This is a genomic window from Janthinobacterium sp. EB271-G4-3-2, assembly GCF_020858035.1.
Classification (GTDB): Bacteria; Pseudomonadota; Gammaproteobacteria; order Burkholderiales; family Burkholderiaceae_D; genus Janthinobacterium; species Janthinobacterium aestuarii.
The window spans coordinates 1-16,092 of record NZ_JACYMG010000023.1 but is presented as its reverse complement, the minus strand read 5'-3'; the positions used below and the strand labels follow the sequence as shown (position 1 = coordinate 16,092).

At 60.6% G+C, this 16,092-nt stretch carries 11 protein-coding genes; 2 read left to right on the top strand and 9 right to left on the bottom strand.

The genetic code is table 11. The features are described 5' to 3' along the window. Nucleotides 1-424 precede the first annotated feature (424 nt). Nucleotides 425-2,413, top strand: a complete 1,989-nt coding sequence (locus tag IGS55_RS27665) for a sigma-54-dependent Fis family transcriptional regulator (RefSeq protein WP_230519522.1) — start codon at nucleotides 425-427, stop codon at nucleotides 2,411-2,413. A gap of 1 nt (nucleotide 2,414) precedes the next feature. Here the strand turns inward: IGS55_RS27665 and IGS55_RS27660 are convergent, their stop codons facing one another. The 7 genes from IGS55_RS27660 to IGS55_RS27630 form a co-directional block, all read right to left on the bottom strand. Continuing rightward, the gene (locus tag IGS55_RS27660) at nucleotides 2,415-3,425 is read right to left on the bottom strand and encodes an FAD:protein FMN transferase (protein WP_230519523.1); all 1,011 of its coding nucleotides are present in this window, start codon (nucleotides 3,423-3,425) and stop codon (nucleotides 2,415-2,417) included. Further along, on the bottom strand, nucleotides 3,415-5,517 hold the full coding sequence (locus IGS55_RS27655) for a 4Fe-4S binding protein (protein ID WP_230519524.1): 2,103 nt from the start codon (nucleotides 5,515-5,517) through the stop codon (nucleotides 3,415-3,417). Before IGS55_RS27655 ends, IGS55_RS27660 begins: the two co-directional genes overlap by 11 nt. Nucleotides 5,518-5,574: 57 nt before the next feature. After that, the gene (locus tag IGS55_RS27650) at nucleotides 5,575-6,735 is read right to left on the bottom strand and encodes a porin (protein ID WP_230519525.1); all 1,161 of its coding nucleotides are present in this window, start codon (nucleotides 6,733-6,735) and stop codon (nucleotides 5,575-5,577) included. Nucleotides 6,736-7,022: 287 nt separating this feature from the next. Beyond that, nucleotides 7,023-8,759 (bottom strand): PQQ-dependent methanol/ethanol family dehydrogenase, encoded by a 1,737-nt coding sequence (locus tag IGS55_RS27645; RefSeq protein WP_268994330.1) that lies wholly within the window; start codon nucleotides 8,757-8,759, stop codon nucleotides 7,023-7,025. A 49-nt stretch (nucleotides 8,760-8,808) separates the two neighbouring features. Beyond that, nucleotides 8,809-9,198: a DUF779 domain-containing protein gene (locus IGS55_RS27640; RefSeq protein ID WP_230519526.1), complete on the bottom strand. Its 390-nt coding sequence runs from the start codon at nucleotides 9,196-9,198 to the stop codon at nucleotides 8,809-8,811. A 53-nt stretch (nucleotides 9,199-9,251) separates the two neighbouring features. Continuing rightward, nucleotides 9,252-10,772 carry an aldehyde dehydrogenase gene (gene adh, locus IGS55_RS27635; RefSeq protein ID WP_128140519.1) on the bottom strand — a complete coding sequence of 507 codons (1,521 nt, stop codon included), beginning with the start codon at nucleotides 10,770-10,772 and terminating at the stop codon, nucleotides 9,252-9,254. Between the two features lie 345 nt (nucleotides 10,773-11,117). Continuing rightward, entirely contained in the window at nucleotides 11,118-12,074 is a 957-nt protein-coding gene (locus IGS55_RS27630) for a beta-propeller fold lactonase family protein (RefSeq protein WP_230519527.1), read from the bottom strand. A 204-nt stretch (nucleotides 12,075-12,278) separates the two neighbouring features. Here IGS55_RS27630 and IGS55_RS27625 point away from each other — a divergent pair, with 204 nt between their 5' ends. Then, complete coding sequence (locus IGS55_RS27625; RefSeq protein WP_230519528.1) at nucleotides 12,279-14,417, top strand: TonB-dependent receptor family protein; 2,139 nt, start codon at nucleotides 12,279-12,281, stop codon at nucleotides 14,415-14,417. Between the two features lie 57 nt (nucleotides 14,418-14,474). Here IGS55_RS27625 and IGS55_RS27620 read toward each other — a convergent pair whose 3' ends face one another. After that, a complete protein-coding gene (locus IGS55_RS27620) occupies nucleotides 14,475-15,308 on the bottom strand; it encodes a substrate-binding periplasmic protein (RefSeq protein ID WP_230519529.1) in 834 nt (277 codons plus the stop codon). Between the two features lie 15 nt (nucleotides 15,309-15,323). Next, entirely contained in the window at nucleotides 15,324-15,809 is a 486-nt protein-coding gene (gene pedF, locus IGS55_RS27615) for a cytochrome c-550 PedF (protein ID WP_128140523.1), read from the bottom strand. Nucleotides 15,810-16,092: the final 283 nt, after the last annotated feature.

Sequence of the window (16,092 nt, the reverse complement as noted above, 5' to 3'; positions counted from 1 at the left end):
ATTGTTAAAGAACGGTATTCGGTACTGCTTATTTGCCACTCTCGCGCTATCGACAAAGCGTTGTGTTTGTCAGCTGCAAAGAAGGAAGAGTATGAAGCATTTCACTACATCCGTCAACTCCTTCTTTTTCTCACCGTACTCGGCATTTGCATGCGTCGTTCAGCGAGGGGGCGAATTATAGCCCTGCCCCGCGCCCGCTGCAAGCGCTATTTTTCCGCCCTGCGAAACGGTCCCTGGCACCGCACTTGCTTATACAGGCATATGCACTGCCCACTGATGAGAGCAACTCTGGGCCTGGCAGCAACACTGGGGATAGCCCGGTTCGCTTTGCTTTGCTCCCATCTGTGACAGGTGCTACATTATGGAACACTCTCGATATTCAAAAGAGCGCCGCAATACAGGGCCCAACGGAGGCAACGAGATCATGTATCAACCGTCAGCTACTTACCGTAGCGCACCGTTTTCGTCCATCGCGGACGCGAACATCACACCGGCAGGACAGGACAACGTTCCCGTCATCATTGAAACGTCCCATCAGCGCTCGGTCGCCTTTGGCCTGTCGCCCACAGCCACGCCCGACTTTACGCCGGCCGGCAAATCCGACCTGTCCTTGCTGATCGAGCAAAACCGCTTGCTGCACACGCACGCGCTGCCCGCGATGGAAACCCTGTACCAGCAAATCGTCAACACGCACAATATGGTGATCTTGACGGATGCCAATGGCGTCATCGTGCATTCGCTGGGCGACGATGATTTCCTGGAGAAAGCCAACCGCGTCGCCTTGCAGCCGGGCGTGGCATGGTCGGAACAAAGCCGCGGCACGAATGCCATCGGCACGGCCATTACGGAAAAAGTACCGACGTTGGTCCATGCGGACCAGCATTACCTTGCCGCCAATCATTTCCTCACGTGCTCCGCGGCCCCGATCACCGACCACCGGGGCAACGTCATCGGCGTGCTGGACGTCTCCAGCGACCAGCGCAGTTTCCACAAGCATACGATGGCCCTCGTGCGCATGTCGGCGCTGATGATCGAAAATCAGTTGTTTTCCGCCACCTTCGAAGACGCCATCACCGTGCACTTCCACGCGCGTCCCGAATTCATCGGCACCTTGATGGAAGGCATTGCCTCGTTCACACCGGGCGGCCGGTTCTTATCGGCCAACAAGAATGGCTTGTTCCAGCTGGGCCTGTCATTTGCCGCGCTGCAATCGCACACGTTCAGTTCCCTGTTCGGCCTGCCCGTTTCCGCCCTGTACGACCATTACCGCACGGCCTCGCCCGGTTTGCTGAATCTGTGCATGCACAGCGGCGTGCGCGTGTACGGGCGCGCGCAGTTGCGCCTGTCTAATAGCGTGTTCCAGCACGGGTTCACCGCCAGCACCGATCACAGCGATATCAACGCGGTACCGGCAGCGATCCCCGCGCCGGCCAGCCATGCGGCCAATGCGGCGCGCCGCCTGTCCGGCCTGCGCTACCTGCGCACGGGCGATCCGCAACTGGAACTGGTGATCGAAAAGGTCAACAAGGTACTGGGACGCGATATCCCCATCCTCGTCATGGGCGAAACAGGCACCGGCAAGGAATTGCTGGCGCAAGCCATCCACAACGACTCGCCACGGGCCATGGGACCGTTTATTGCCGTCAATTGTGCGTCCATCCCGGAAACCCTGATCGAATCCGAACTGTTCGGCTACGAAGACGGAGCATTCACGGGCGCGCGCAAGAAAGGGGCGATCGGCAAGATCCTGCAAGCCAACGGCGGCACCCTGTTCCTCGATGAAATCGGCGACATGCCGTTTGGTTTGCAGGCGCGCCTGTTGCGCGTGTTGCAGGAACGCATGGTCACCCCGCTGGGCAGCAGCAAATCGATCACCGTCAATGTGGAACTCATTTGCGCCACGAATCACAACTTGCGCGAACGCATGGCCAAGGGGCTGTTCCGCGAAGACCTGTATTACCGCCTGAATGGCCTGGTGGTCAAACTGCCGCCGCTGCGCGAGCGCACGGACCTCGATACGGTCGTAAAAAAAATCCTCGCGACGGAAGCGCCCGATACGCGCTACACGGTGGCGCCGGACATCCTGCGCCTGTTCCACCAGCATAAATGGCCGGGCAATTTCCGCCAGCTGACCAATCTGTTGCGCACGGCCATCGTCATGGCAGGCGACGAGCATGAAATCTGTTTGCGCCACATGCCCGATGATTTCCTCGACGATATTGAAATGACGCAAGCAACTGCCGCCAGCGCCAGCACGGACCGCATGATAGCGGCCGGCGCCAATCTGGAAGAGATGGAGCAAAGCGTGATCCTCAAGTCGCTCGATGCCCACGGCGGCAACGTCTCGGCCACGGCGCGGGCCCTGGGCGTGTCGCGCAACACGATCTATCGCAAGGTGCCGCATCTGAAATAGCCTAGGGCAGACGGGAAAAGCCGGGCGACATTTCGCGCCGGCCCCGCTTGTCGATGGTCATCAGGTCAACGCCCTCCATGCGCGCGGCCATGGCATGCGCGCGCGCCGCGCCTGTCACCATGAAGGTCGTCGACAAACCATCGGCCAGCAAGCCCGTGGGCGCCAGCACGGTCACGCTGGCCAGTTCGCGCGGCGAATCGCCCTTCGAAGGGTCGAAGATGTGGTGATGCACGAAGTCGGGCGTGAACGTGCACTCGTAGTCGCCCGACGTGGCCACGCTGCGCCCTTCCACTTTCAAGGTGGCCGCCAGGATTTCTGCATCGCGCGGGTCCTGGATGCCCAAGGTCCACGGGCGGCGCACGGAACGCTGCCCGCGCGCAACGAATTCGCCCGTGTCCAGCAGCGCGTGCCGTATGCCGCGCGCCTGCACGGCCGCCAGCGCGATGTCCGCCGCGTAACCTTGCGCCAGGCCATTCAAGGTCAGCGCCATGCCGGGCTGCAGGAAACGCACTTCGCGTTTGTCCCACGCCAGTTGCCGCCAGCCGACCCGCGCCTGCGCTTCGCGCCGCAATGCTTCCGCAGGCAAGCCGGCCTGGTCTGCCGCCGCGTGAAACAGCTGCCATAAGGGTTGCACAGTGATATCAAACGCACCATCGCTCCATTGCGACAAGGTTTGCGCCTGCGCCAGCACGACCAGCAGATGGGGGTCCGGCCGGGCCAGGCGACCGTCACGGTTCAGCTGGAAGACTTGGCTGGCGGGACTGTAAATGCTCATCAGGCGGTCGATATTCCTGGCTGCGTGCAAGGCATCCTCGATGGCCAGCTCAGCCTGGCGCTGATCGTGGTGCAACACGGTGACGGCGATCGTCGTGCCAAACGCCAACGCGGCACCTTGATAAGGGCGCACGCCGGACGCCGTGGCTGTGCCGCGCGCCATGCTGCCCGGCAAAGACAAGCCCGCCATGCCGGCCACGCTGCCTATCGCTGCGGATATAAAGGTTCTACGCTGCATTGCTGCTCTCCTCTGCCGTGGCCCGGACAATGGGTATCGTGCGGGCACGCTTGATTTCCAGCATCAAGGGCGCGCATTTTTCATCGCTGGCGTAAATCACCACGCAATCCATGCACTGGAAACATTCGCCGTAATCGACTTTCCCGCTTGGCGCGATGGCGTGATGTTCGCAACGGTGGCGGCAAGTCTGGCACGGCGTGCCGCATTCCTTGCGGCGGGGAATCCAGTTGAACAAACGAAAGCGCCCCAGCAGCGCCAGCGCCGCACCGAATGGACACAGATAGCGGCAAAAGAATTTATAGGAAACGCTGCTGAGCAGCAGCAAACCCACGGCATACGCAACAAACGGCCAGGCGCGCACGAAATTCAGGGTGATGGCCGTCTTGAACGGTTCCAGCTCGACCAGCTTGTCCGTGATCTGGCTGGAAAACAGGCTGCTGCCGAGAATGGCCGCCAGCAAGCCATACTTGATCCATTTCAAGCGCCCGTCGAGGCGCGACTTGATCTTCCACTGAGGCAAGTGCAGCCACTGGCCCAGCTTGCCCGTGAATTCCTGCAGCGCGCCAAACGGGCACAGCCAGCCGCAAAACGTGCCCCGTCCCCAGACAAGCAGACTGAGCAGCACGAACGCCCACAGAATCACCGTCATCGGATCGAACAGGAAAAAGCCCAGGCTGCGCCCCGCCAGCAGCGCCTGGATGACGCCGGTGATATTGACGATCGACAGCTGCCCCTGCGCGTAATAGCCGATGAAGCCAATGGTAAACACCAGGAACAGGCGGCGAAACCACGCAAATTGGCGGCCATCGCGTACCAGGCGTTTCTGCCACGCCAATGCGCCGGCCAGCAGCGCCAGCCCGGCCACCAAAAGCAGCAACTCAGCCTTGCGGTTCTTCCACGTGCCGCGCCACGTGGCATCGTCGCCTTGCGGCGCCGTATAAAAATCGGCCGGCAGACGGTAGCTGACATCGACGTTGCGGGCAATGCGCTCCGGATACACGATGCCTTTGTTGCGCGTGATCGGCAGCGTGAACGCCAGCGGGCTGGCCGCATCGAGCCCCGCCTGGCTGATGATGCGCAGTGCGGCGATATTTTCCGTCGGCAGTGACGCCGTATCGGACAAGCTCAACTCCATGTCCAGGTCGCGCATGTCGATGGGCAAGCCATCCTGCTTCAGCAACAGCCGGTCGGGGACGGTGCCGCGCACGAAATCGTCGCCCAGCACGCTGTAGCGCCCGTGCGACATGATAAGGATGGCGTGGTCGCCTTCGTCAAGCCGGTTGCGCAATTTGTTCCAGCTGCCTTCCGTCAACAAATTGCGCCCCACCGTGGGAACGGATACATACGCCAGGTACAGGTCGATGAACACGCCGTCCGGATCGCGCGCGGCTTCCGGTTCGAGTCCGGCACCGGGACTCCCCGCAAACAAGGCTTCCACGTCCTTGTTGCTCAAGCGCACATGCTGGATCAAGCCCTGTTCGAGCATCTGCGCCACGCTGCGTTTCTCGAACACGTCCATGCGGATGCGGGCGATCTGGTCGGGGTCGCGGCCTTGCGCGAAGCCGAGTTTTTTGCGCGATACTTTCAAGGCCGAGGCCAGCACGCTCTGGTTGATGATGCGCACGGAAGCCGTGGCCTTCGACACGCCATCGATATCGGCATGCGTGGCGTCCGGCGCGCGTTTCGCCCTGGCATCGATGGCGATATTCTGTTTCAGCGACAAGCCCTGGTACTGTTTGACGAACTGAAACAGGGGCGCTTCACCGAGGCCGTCAAGAAACACGGGCTCGTGCTGCGACAGCACGGCGACGTCGAGAAAACTGCCTTTCGGATCGATGGCGATCAGCAGATTGACGGGCACGCCGGAAAAGCCGGGAATGGGCGCCAGGTCCAGCGATTCAAAAACGTAGCCGACCAGTTCGGTCGCCGTGGCGTTTTGGCGGAACAAGGGCCAGACGGGCAAATCGGTTTCCTTGCCGCCCACGACGATGGGGGCAGGAAAGCGCCGCGCCAGTTCGGCCTTGGTGAGCACACCAGCCCACGCCTGCCCCAGGATAAACAGGAATAGCCAGCAAGCTATGAACAAGCGCATTATCCGCATGCATGGTGCTCCGTGCGGCGCCCTGTCGCAAGGCGCCGCGTTGTTGAGTTAGAAGAAAATAATGCCGCCCAGGGACACGCCATTCATCTTCGCTTCGCCGCCGGCAAAACCTTTCGAACGCGTCTGGCCCAGCTCGCCCACCAGGGTGATCGCGCTGTTGAGCGAGTAGTACGCGCCCAGGGTCAGGTTGGCGTTCGACTGCAAGCCGCCCGTGCCGGCCGTGTTGTCGTCGTTCTTGCTGATGCCGTATGACAAGCCCAGCTTCAGCTTGTCCGTCGTTTTATACGTGCCTTGCAACAGCCAGTTCTTCGACTTGGTATCGCCCTGGTCCGCATCGGACAAGATGCCCAGCCCCTTGCCACCCTGGAAGTTGACCAGTACGCCAGCCGGGCCCATCTGGTACGAGCCGCCCACTTCCACGCCGCGCATGGTCAAGTCATCGACACCCGGCGTTTTCGAGGTGAATTTTTGCGACTTCACGCCGAGCCAGGCTTTCAAGCCTTCCTGCGCATACGTCAGCTGCGCCTGCACTTGCGGACTCGACTTCGAAGAATAGGTCGAGCCTGCCACGATGGGCGTATCGGAGACGGGACTGACCAGCGCCACATCGACGCCAATGCCGCCCGACTTCGGCGAGCTATACATGATCTGGCCATAGTTGCCCAAATAGGTATAGCCGGCGCCGATATGGCCCAGGGTCACGCGGCCCCGCTGCGTCGCCTGCACCGGCGCGCCCGAGCCCAGCAAGGTCATGTCGGACAGGATTGCGTTCGCGCCGAAGATGCCGTAGTCGCGGCCCAGCTTGAACGTGCCCATCTGCTCATTACCAAACGTGAAGAAAGCCTGGCGCACGTCGACCACGCTGTTCTGGCTGATGGCGCTGTCCGTGGCCGTCGAGTTGTAGATGCCGATCAAGGCTTTCACGTCGTACTCGCCCAGCCGCGAGCTCGCCGAGGTGATCAAGCCGTTGGGCAGCAAGCCGTTGCCGATGGTGGTGCGGTCCTTTTCGCCGCCGCAACCGAGCGCCTGGCCGCCCAGCGCCAGCCCGCCCACCGCATCGCCCGAACACGATACTTGCGTGTAATAGGCGTTGACGATGCCACCCACCGACACGGTCCAGTCGCCAGCCTTGATATCGACGGCTTGCGCCTGGCCCACCACTGCGATTGTCATGACACCGAGGCTCCCCAGCTTGATCCATGTGTTCATTTCTTCTCCTCTTTCTTCTCTGTTTTTAGTGTGCACACCAGTGATTGATGTACCTCAAGCTTTGGCAATAAGCGTGCCCAGAGCGGTCCAGAGGAAGAAAGAGAAAAAGCGTATTGAACGTGTGCAGCGGCGGATCAATCGCCACTGACGGTGTTCATTTTTTGACCGCAAGTATGCGTATCGGCCATCCAGGTAAACAAAAAACTGACGGCCTGGGCCGTCAGCAAAAAGAAAACACCCGGCGGACAGGGAGACACCCATCCGTGTGGCCCGGGCGCTTCACCCCGTTACTTCGACGCCAGCTTGAAGACCCACACGGAACCGCCCTGTTCCAGGAAATTGACCTTCTTCGCCACTTCGCCGCCCCACAGCGGCACGGCGCCGCCCCAGCCGGATACGACGGCCACATATTGCGTGTCGCCATCCTGCCAGGTGACGGGCGGCGCCACGACGCCCGAGCCCGTCTGGAATTTCCACAGCTCCTTGCCCGTCTTCGCATCGACGGCTTTCAGGAAGCCTTCCGGCGTGCCGTAGAACACCAGGTTGCCGGCCGTACTCATCACGCCGCCCCACAGCGGCGCGTTGTTCTTGATTTCCCAGACGATCTTGCCCGTCTTCGGATCGACGGCGCGCATGGCGCCGATGTAGTCGTCAAACAAGGGCTTGATGGTGAAACCGGCGCCGAGGAAGGCGCCGCCCTTCTTATAGCTGATCGGCTCGTTCCAGATATCCATGCCCCATTCGTTCGCCGGCACATAGAACAGCTTGGTTTGCGGCGAGTACGCCATCGGCATCTGGTTTTTGGCGCCGAGGAAAGCCGGTGCGGCAAACACGGTCGTGCCCTTTTTGCCCTCTTCTCCCTTGGTCGGGTCGCCGGGGCGGCCGGCGGCGATGAAGTTCGGCCGGCCCGTCTTCAGGTCGATGCTGCTGGCCCAGGTGATTTTCTTCACAAACGGAAAGGCGTTCTGCAGCTTGCCCGTGTTGGCGTCGATCACATAAAAGAAACCGTTGCGGTCGGCCTTGCCGCCGTAGCGCTTGCCATCCATGTCGAAGGTGACGAATTCGTTGGCGCCGTCGAAATCCCAGGCATCGTTCGGCGTATTTTGATACGCCCACTTGATCTGACCCGTTTTCACGTCCAGCGCCACGGTGGACGACGAGTACAGATTGTCGCCGGGGCGCAAGTGGCTGTTCCATGGCGCCGGGTTGCCCGTGCCAAAGTAGGCAAGCTTGGTTTGCGGATCGTAGGTGCCGCCCATCCACGTCGAGGCACCGCCCGTTTTCCACAGGTCGCCGGGCCAGGTCTTGTTCGCGGTGCCTGACACGCCGTTATCGATGGCCTTGCCATCTTTGTCGTAGCGGTGGCCCATATGGCCCTCTACCGTCGGACGGCTCCACACGAGGTCGCCCGTCATCGGGTTACGCGCTTCGACCCGGCCGACGATGCCGAATTCGCCCCCCGACACGCCCGTCAGCAGCAAGCCTTCGGCGATCAGCGGCGCGGCCGTCATCGAATAGCCAGCCGCATAATCGTCGACTTTCTCTTTCCAGACGATCTTGCCCGTGTTCTGGTCCAGCGCCACGAGGTAGGCGTCGAGCGTGCCGAAAATCACCAGGTTGCCGTACAGGGCCGCACCGCGGTTGACCACGTCGCAGCAGGGCATGATGCCGTCCGGCAAGCGATGCTCATATTTCCACAGCTTGGCGCCCGTTTTCAAGTCGACGGCAAAGATGCGCGAATACGATGCCGTAACGAACATCTTGCCGTTGTGAATCAGCGGCTGCGATTCCTGGCCACGCTGTTTTTCGCCGCCAAACGAGAACGACCAGGCCGGCACCAGCTTGGCCACGGTCTTGTCATTGATCTGCGTCAACGGCGAATAGCGCTGGCCCTGCGTGCCCATGCCGAACGACAGGACGCTGGCCGGATTCTTCGCCGTGCTGTCGAGCATGGCATTGGTGACATTGCCCACGTCGGCCGCCTGGGCCAGCGATGCCAAACTCAAACCGATGAGTATCCCCATGATGTTTTTCTGCACAATCATCTCCCTCTGTTTTATTAGTATGTGTGTATCAAGTCTTGCGGTGTTCATGCGGCTGGGCATGCAGCAAGGCGCACTCTTCATCGCTGAACAGGCGCGAGCGCGTCAAAAAGCGCTTGCCCGTGCCGTTGTCGAGTGAAAACATGCCGCCATTGCCATCAACCACATCGATAATCAACTGGGTATGCTCCCAGTACTCGAATTGCTCGAGTCCCATGTAGAACGGTGTGCCATTCAAATTGCCGAGATAGATGTCGGTATCGCTGACATCGAACTCGCCCAGCGCATAGCACATGGGCGCGCTGCCGTCGCAGCAACCGCCCGACTGGAAAAACATCAGCGGGCCGTGACGCTGGCGCAACTTGTCCATCATTTCCAGCGCCGCATCGGTAGCGACCACCCGGGCAATTGCTGCACTCATGGCATCCCTTTCTGCGCGCCGCGCCCGAAGACAGGCGCGGCGCGTGTACCGGTTTAGAAGAAGCCCAGCGCTTTCGGGCTATAGCTCACCAGCAAGTTCTTCGTTTGCTGGTAGTGATCGAGCATCATCTTGTGGTTTTCGCGGCCGATACCAGATTGCTTGTAGCCGCCGAACGCGGCGTGGGCCGGATACAGGTGGTAGCAATTGGTCCACACGCGGCCCGCCTGGATGGCGCGTCCCATGCGGAAGGCGCGCGAACCGTCGCGCGTCCACAAGCCGGCGCCCAGGCCGTACAGGGTATCGTTGGCAATCGCCAGCGCGTCGGCCTCATCCTTGAAAGTGGTGACGGATACGACGGGCCCGAAAATCTCTTCCTGGAAGATGCGCATCTTGTTGTTGCCCTTGAACACGGTCGGACGCACGTAGTAGCCGCCTTCCAGGTCGCCCGCCTGCGTGTTGCGCTCGCCGCCGGCGAGCACTTCAGCGCCTTCCTGACGGCCGATGTCAAGGTAAGACAGGATTTTCTCCAGCTGCTCCTGCGACGCCTGCGCGCCGATCATGGTGGACGAATCGAGCGGGTTGCCCTGCTTGATGGCGGCCACGCGCTTCAGGGCGCGTTCGATGAATTTTTCGTAGATCGATTCCTGGATCAGCACGCGCGACGGGCAGGTGCACACTTCGCCCTGGTTCAGCGCGAACATGGCAAAACCTTCCAGGCACTTGTCGAAATACTCATCGTCGGCATCCATCACGTCTTCAAAGAAGATGTTCGGCGACTTGCCGCCCAGCTCCAGGGTGACGGGAATCAGGTTTTGCGCGGCATAGCCCATGATCAAGCGGCCCGTGCCCGTTTCGCCCGTGAAGGCGATCTTGGCGATGCGCTTGCTCGAGGCCAGCGGCTTGCCCGCTTCCAGTCCGAAACCGTTGATGATGTTCAGCACGCCCGGCGGCAGCAAATCGCCGATCAGCTCGATCAACACCATAATGGACGCCGGCGTCTGCTCGGCCGGTTTGAGCACGACGCAATTGCCGGCGGCCAGGGCCGGCGCCAGTTTCCATACGGCCATCAAAATCGGGAAATTCCACGGGATGATCTGGCCCACGACGCCCAGTGGCTCGTGGTAGTGGTAGGCATAGGTTTCCGCATCGATTTGCGCGACGGAACCTTCCTGCGCGCGGATGCAGCCGGCAAAGTAACGGAAATGGTCTATGGCCAGCGGAATGTCGGCATTCATCGTTTCGCGGATCGGCTTGCCGTTGTCGATGGTTTCCGCCGTGGCGATCAGGCTCAGGTTCTGTTCGATGCGGTCGGCGATGCGGTTCAGGATATTGGCGCGCTCGGCAGGCGAAGTCTTGCCCCAGGCATCCTTGGCGGCATGGGCCGCGTCCAAGGCCAGCTCGACGTCTTCCGCCGTGGAACGGGCGATTTCGCAAAATGGCAAGCCCGTGATTGGCGTGATGTTAGGAAAGTATTCACCTTTTACCGGGGCAACGAATTTGCCGCCGATGTAATTGTCATAGCGTTGTTTGAAGGGATTGGCTACGCCCAGCTTGCTGATGTCTGCGAGATTCATGTCGTCCTCTATCGGGTTAATTAGAATGGAATTGCTGTAATTAAAATCAAACGTCCTGGTACAGATGGGGTGAGTACACGGAGTCTTCCGCAAATGCCGTGCCAGCTCGCCATCCCACTACAAACTTAGCCGCTTTTACCCCTGTTACAAGGGCGTAACATCAATACCAGTGCACTTTTCAGCACATGCACCGGGCTTGGGTGAAAGGCGTGGGTCTGTTTGCGTTTTGAACAAGGCGGCGTCATCCTGTTCCAATCCGGGCCAGCCCTGCGGCATCTCCTCTGCGCCGCTGCACAATGGAACAGGTGTACCAGACTGGAACACCTGCTCTGTCCCACCAAGGAATCAACGAATCACCACACCCCATGGCAATTCCCCTACAGCAATATCGGCCACCTTGCGCGCGCTGGCCGTGTCGATGACGGAAACGCTGTTCGAGCGGCCATTGGCCACATACAGCTTGGCGCCATCGGGCGTGATGGCCATGTTCCATGGGCGCTTGCCGACGGGAATAGTGGCCGTGACCTCGTTGCTGGCCGTGTCGATCACCATCACCGTGCCATCGATACCATTCGAGACATACACCTGCTTGCCACCCGGATGGACCACGATGCCATTCGCATTCTTACCAGCGGGAATGGTGGCAATGGCCTTGCGCGCGGCCATGTCGATGACGTAGACGGCATTGACCAATTCGCACGCCACGTAGGCGCGGCCCGAGTCCGGACTGAAGCCGATGCCGCGCGGACGCAATCCTACGGCGACGGACGCCACCTGGCGGCGCTGCGCCACATCGATGACATCGACTTGTTCGGCCTCTTCCGCGCTGACCAGCAGCCAGCGCCCATCGGGGCTGAAGACGGCATGTTCCGGGTTGCGTCCCTGTACCTTGATATCGGCGAGCAAGGTACCGGTATGGCCATCGAGCAAGGCCACGCTATTGTTTTCCTCGACGGCCACGGCCACGTGACTACCATCTTGCGAGGCGCTGACACCTTCTGGGGACTTGCCCAGCGCCACCGTGCGCACGGGCGTGCCGCCAGCGTTATCGATCAGCAGCAAGGCGCTACTGGCGGCGTCCGTGACAAACAACTGCCGCCCGGTGGGGTCGGCGGCGATGCCGCGCGGACGCTTGCCGGCTGCAATCTGGCGCACCACCTGGTCGGTCGCCGTGTCGATCACGCTCAAGGTGCCAGATTTTTCATTGGGAACATAAGCAAATGGAGCGGCCTGGAGGGCGCTGCAGGCGAGCGCAGGCAGCAGCCAGCACACCTGGCGCAAGCGCGGGAAGAAGTTGGGCATAATCACCTTTCGATGGCAAAACACAGGAAAAGCGCGCGGCATCGGCGCATCTGATAATTGCTGTATGCAAACGCCGTGCCACTGACACGCGTATAATTTCAGCCCACCAATGGAGACATGGCAGGCATATTGCTTGATACAACTATGCAGACCTGCGCCGCGCACGCGACCAAAGCAGGCTTTTATTCACATTGGAGAATCCGCATGCAGCACCGTTTCCGCCTGAACACCATCGCCAGCCTGTTTGTCGCCGGCAGCGCTACCCTCGCCCCCCACGTCTTTGCCGCCGAGGCAGCGGCCCCGGCCAACGGGCAACTGATGGATACGGTGGTCGTCAGCGGCAGCCGCATCGCCCACCCCAGCCAGGAAGTACCGGCCTCGATCGACGTCGTCGACAGCGCCCGCATCCAGGATGGCCAAATCCGCGTCAACGCGTCAGAAGCGCTGGCCGCCGTGCCGGGCCTGGTCGTGCAAAACCGTCAGAACTATGCGCAAGACTTGCAGATCTCGTCGCGCGGCTTCGGCGCACGCTCGGCGTTCGGCGTGCGCGGCGTCAAACTGATCAGCGATGGCATTCCTGCCAGCATGCCGGACGGCCAAGGCCAGGCCGCCACCTTCAACCTCGATACTGCCGAGCGCATCGAAGTGCTGCGCGGACCGTTTTCTGCCATCTACGGCAACCACTCGGGCGGCGTGATCCAGCTGTTTTCCAAGGATGGGCAAAATCCTCCGTCCGTCGAACTGAACGTGATCGGCGGCAGCTACGGCACCAACAAAGTGGACTTGACGGCGCAAGGCCAGGCAGGCGGCATCGGCTACGTGCTCGACGGCTCCCGCTTCCGCACGGACGGCTTCCGCGACCACAGCGCCGCCACGCGCGAACAAGCCTTCGGCAAGATCATCGTCAAGCCGACGGCGGACAGCAAGCTGACCATCGTTGCCAACAGCCTGCATCAAGGCAACACACAAGATCCGCTGGGCGCCACCTGGGCCACGTTTGCCCGCGACCCGCGCGCCGGCGAAACCGATGCGAGCGACACGCAAAACCCGAAGCGCACCTTGGCCGAGCGCTACAACACGCGCAAGAGTATCGACCACCAGCAAATCGGCGCCACCTTCGAGCAATCATTCGGCGACGACCGCCTGCATGTGATGGTGTATGGCGGCAACCGCGACGTGATCCAGTACCAGGCTTTTACCAAAGGATTCCAGGCACCGCCCAGCCATTCAGGTGGCGTGGTCGACTTCCAGCGTGAGTTCTACGGCATCGACACCAACTGGCTGCACGTGAACCAGCTGGCAGGCGGCAAGCTGAGCACCACCATCGGCATCGATTACGGCCGTTCCAGCGATGACCGCACTGGCTATGAAAATTACATCGGCAACACGTTTGGCGTGAAAGGCAAGCTGCGCCGCGCCGAGCAGGACGTCGTCTCCAGCCTCGATCCGTATCTCCAGATGGAGTGGCAAAGCGGACCGTGGCTGCTCAGCGCAGGTGTGCGCTACAGCAAGATGAAAGTGTCGGTCAACGACCACTATCTCAGCAATGGCAACGACAGCGGCAGCTTGGAGTTCAGCCACACGACACCGGTGCTGGGTCTGCTGTATAAACTGACGCCGAACGTCAACGTCTACGCCAGCGCCGCGCGCGGTTTTGAGGCGCCTACCCTGAATGAACTGTTTTACTCGGGCACGGGTGGCGGCTTCAATTACCAGCTGAAACCGGCCACCAGCACCAACCTAGAAGCAGGCATCAAGGCCAGAATCGCCAGCAACACCCACGTAAACGCGGCCGTGTTCCAGATCAAGACCAACGACGAATTGGTGGTCGACAAGTCCAGCGGCGGGCGCACCAGCTATCGCAATGCAGGTAAAACCTTGCGCCAGGGTATGGAAGTGTCGCTGGACTCAAACTTGCCATATGGTTTCACGGCAAAAGTAGCACTGACCAGCCTGCACGCCGTGTATGACCAGGCGTTTGGCAGCGTGCGCGAAGGCAGCCGTTTGCCTGGCGTGCCCAGCGCCAACCTGTTCGCGGAACTGGCGTGGAAAGATACGCTCGACCGCTTTGGCGCGGCGCTGGAAAGCGTGGCCAGCAACCAGGTCTACGCGGAAGACAGCAACATCGAAAAACCGGCGCCCGGCTACACGGTGTTCAATGCGCGCTTCAACGCCAAACAAAACGTGGGGAACTGGCGCTTCAAAGAATTTGCCCGCCTGAACAATCTTTTCGACAAGACCTACGTGGGCTCCGTCATCGTCGGCGACAGCAACAAACGCTACTATGAAGCGGCGCCAGGACGCAATTGGCTGCTGGGTGTCAGCGCCCAATATAGTTTCTAAAACTAAAAAGCCCGCGCCTCTTCCGATGCGCGGGCTTTTAAACCAGAGCAAGCTACTTCAGGGCCGCGCTTCCTTCACGCCGTACTTCTCAAAGATTGCTTTCAGTTCGCCGCTGGCCGCCATCTCGTTCATGGCTGCCAGCAGCAACTTGGCCACGTCGAGCTGTTGCTTGCTGACGGCCAGGCCCACGGCCCAGCCGGCACGCGGCAAGCGGGCGAACGCCACTTCGCTCAAGGGGAAAGCAGGATCGCTTTTCAGCACCGATTCGATTTCCGAACGGTTGGCCAGCACGGCGTCGAGCTTGCCTGCCTGCAATTGCTGCAAGGCTTCCGCGGCCGTATCAAAGATGCGCACGTCGTCGCGGTATTTACCATTGTCTTCGCCCAGCATCAGCATGGCCGCGATCGACACCTTTTCCACGCCGATGCGCTTGCCGGCCAGCGAAGCGACGCCGTCGAATTGCGGCACCGCTTGCGCGCTGCGCGCCAGGCGCACGGTTTCCACGTAGTACGGCGCGAAGATCTCAACCTTGTCGTTATCCGCCATCAACTTCTTGTCGACCGGCACATGCAGCATCACGTCGGCGGGGCCATAACCGAGGTAATGCCCCTTCCACACCATATTGCGCAAATCGTCGTTCAGATTTTCGCCAGCGGGAAATGGCAGCAAACTCAGTTTCAGCCCCAGCTTTTTCGCCAGCGCTTCGGCGATGTCGATATCGATCCCTACACCCTTGTCGGAAAACGGCGCGAACTCGTTATATACAGCCACTTTCAGGCTGCCCGACTGTTGCACTTTCTGCCAGTCGGCGTGCGCCGGCGCGGCTGCGCACAGCGCCAGGCAAGCGAGCGAGATCATCGCGCGCACGCCCCGGAGTTGAAATGAACGCATGGGACTCCTTCGTGATCAGTTCGATTCTCTACGGGTTTCCAGATAGGTCTTGATGGCCCACATGGCTTCCTGGTTGAACACGCCTTCGAACGGCGGCATGTACACGGCGCCATTGCGGACTTTACCGTGACGGATGGTGGTCAGGTAGTAATTGTCCGTCTCCTTGTAGCAAGCCTGTTTCTTTGTCTCATTCTTGATACTGAAACAATCGCGGTCTAGCTGGCGCAAGTCCGGCGCGATGCCGCCCGAGATGGCTTCGATGCCGTGGCAGCGGGCGCAATTCTGGTTATAGGCCGATGTGCCCACCGTCAAGGCCAGCTTGTTGCCCCGATACGGGTTTTGCTCGAGCCACTTGTCGCCCACCTTGGGCAAGCCGGTGGTGTCGACGCCTTGCGGCGTGACGTTGCCATGCGCATAGGCATGCGGCAAGGTCAGCAGGGAAGTCAGGGCAACGGCGCCAGCGGCCGCCACGCCGAGCAGGGTACGAATGGAATAGGTCATGCTGGTCTCCTTGGTTTTTTAGTGAATACCCAAGAAGAGCAAATGCCATGCCATGCGTATATGCCCCACATCCGGCTGTCCATGTATCAATTTGGAACAGCTGCAACACGTATTTGTGTCACCGCGCGCGTAAGCCGACCGCGCCCAACAAAACCACCAGACGAAAAAAAACCCGACCATGGCTGATCGGGTTTTTCTCTACTGCAAATAACAAGCCTGACGATAACCTACTTTCACACTGGTTGCAGCACTATCATCGGCGCAAAGTTGTTTCACGGTCCTG

Excerpts from the sequence above, each read along its gene's own strand:
- IGS55_RS27640 (WP_230519526.1), bottom strand. The coding sequence starts at position 9,198 with ATGAGTGCAGCAATTGCCCGGGTGGTCGCTACCGATGCGGCGCTGGAA.
- IGS55_RS27660 (WP_230519523.1), bottom strand. The coding sequence starts at position 3,425 with ATGCAGCGTAGAACCTTTATATCCGCAGCGATAGGCAGCGTGGCCGGC.
- IGS55_RS27655 (WP_230519524.1), bottom strand. The coding sequence starts at position 5,517 with ATGCGCTTGTTCATAGCTTGCTGGCTATTCCTGTTTATCCTGGGGCAG.
- pedF (WP_128140523.1), bottom strand. The coding sequence starts at position 15,809 with ATGACCTATTCCATTCGTACCCTGCTCGGCGTGGCGGCCGCTGGCGCC.
- adh (WP_128140519.1), bottom strand. The coding sequence starts at position 10,772 with ATGAATCTCGCAGACATCAGCAAGCTGGGCGTAGCCAATCCCTTCAAA.
- IGS55_RS27620 (WP_230519529.1), bottom strand. The coding sequence starts at position 15,308 with ATGCGTTCATTTCAACTCCGGGGCGTGCGCGCGATGATCTCGCTCGCT.
- IGS55_RS27645 (WP_268994330.1), bottom strand. The coding sequence starts at position 8,759 with ATGGGGATACTCATCGGTTTGAGTTTGGCATCGCTGGCCCAGGCGGCC.
- IGS55_RS27665 (WP_230519522.1), top strand. The coding sequence starts at position 425 with ATGTATCAACCGTCAGCTACTTACCGTAGCGCACCGTTTTCGTCCATC.
- IGS55_RS27630 (WP_230519527.1), bottom strand. The coding sequence starts at position 12,074 with ATGCCCAACTTCTTCCCGCGCTTGCGCCAGGTGTGCTGGCTGCTGCCT.
- IGS55_RS27650 (WP_230519525.1), bottom strand. The coding sequence starts at position 6,735 with ATGAACACATGGATCAAGCTGGGGAGCCTCGGTGTCATGACAATCGCA.
- IGS55_RS27625 (WP_230519528.1), top strand. The coding sequence starts at position 12,279 with ATGCAGCACCGTTTCCGCCTGAACACCATCGCCAGCCTGTTTGTCGCC.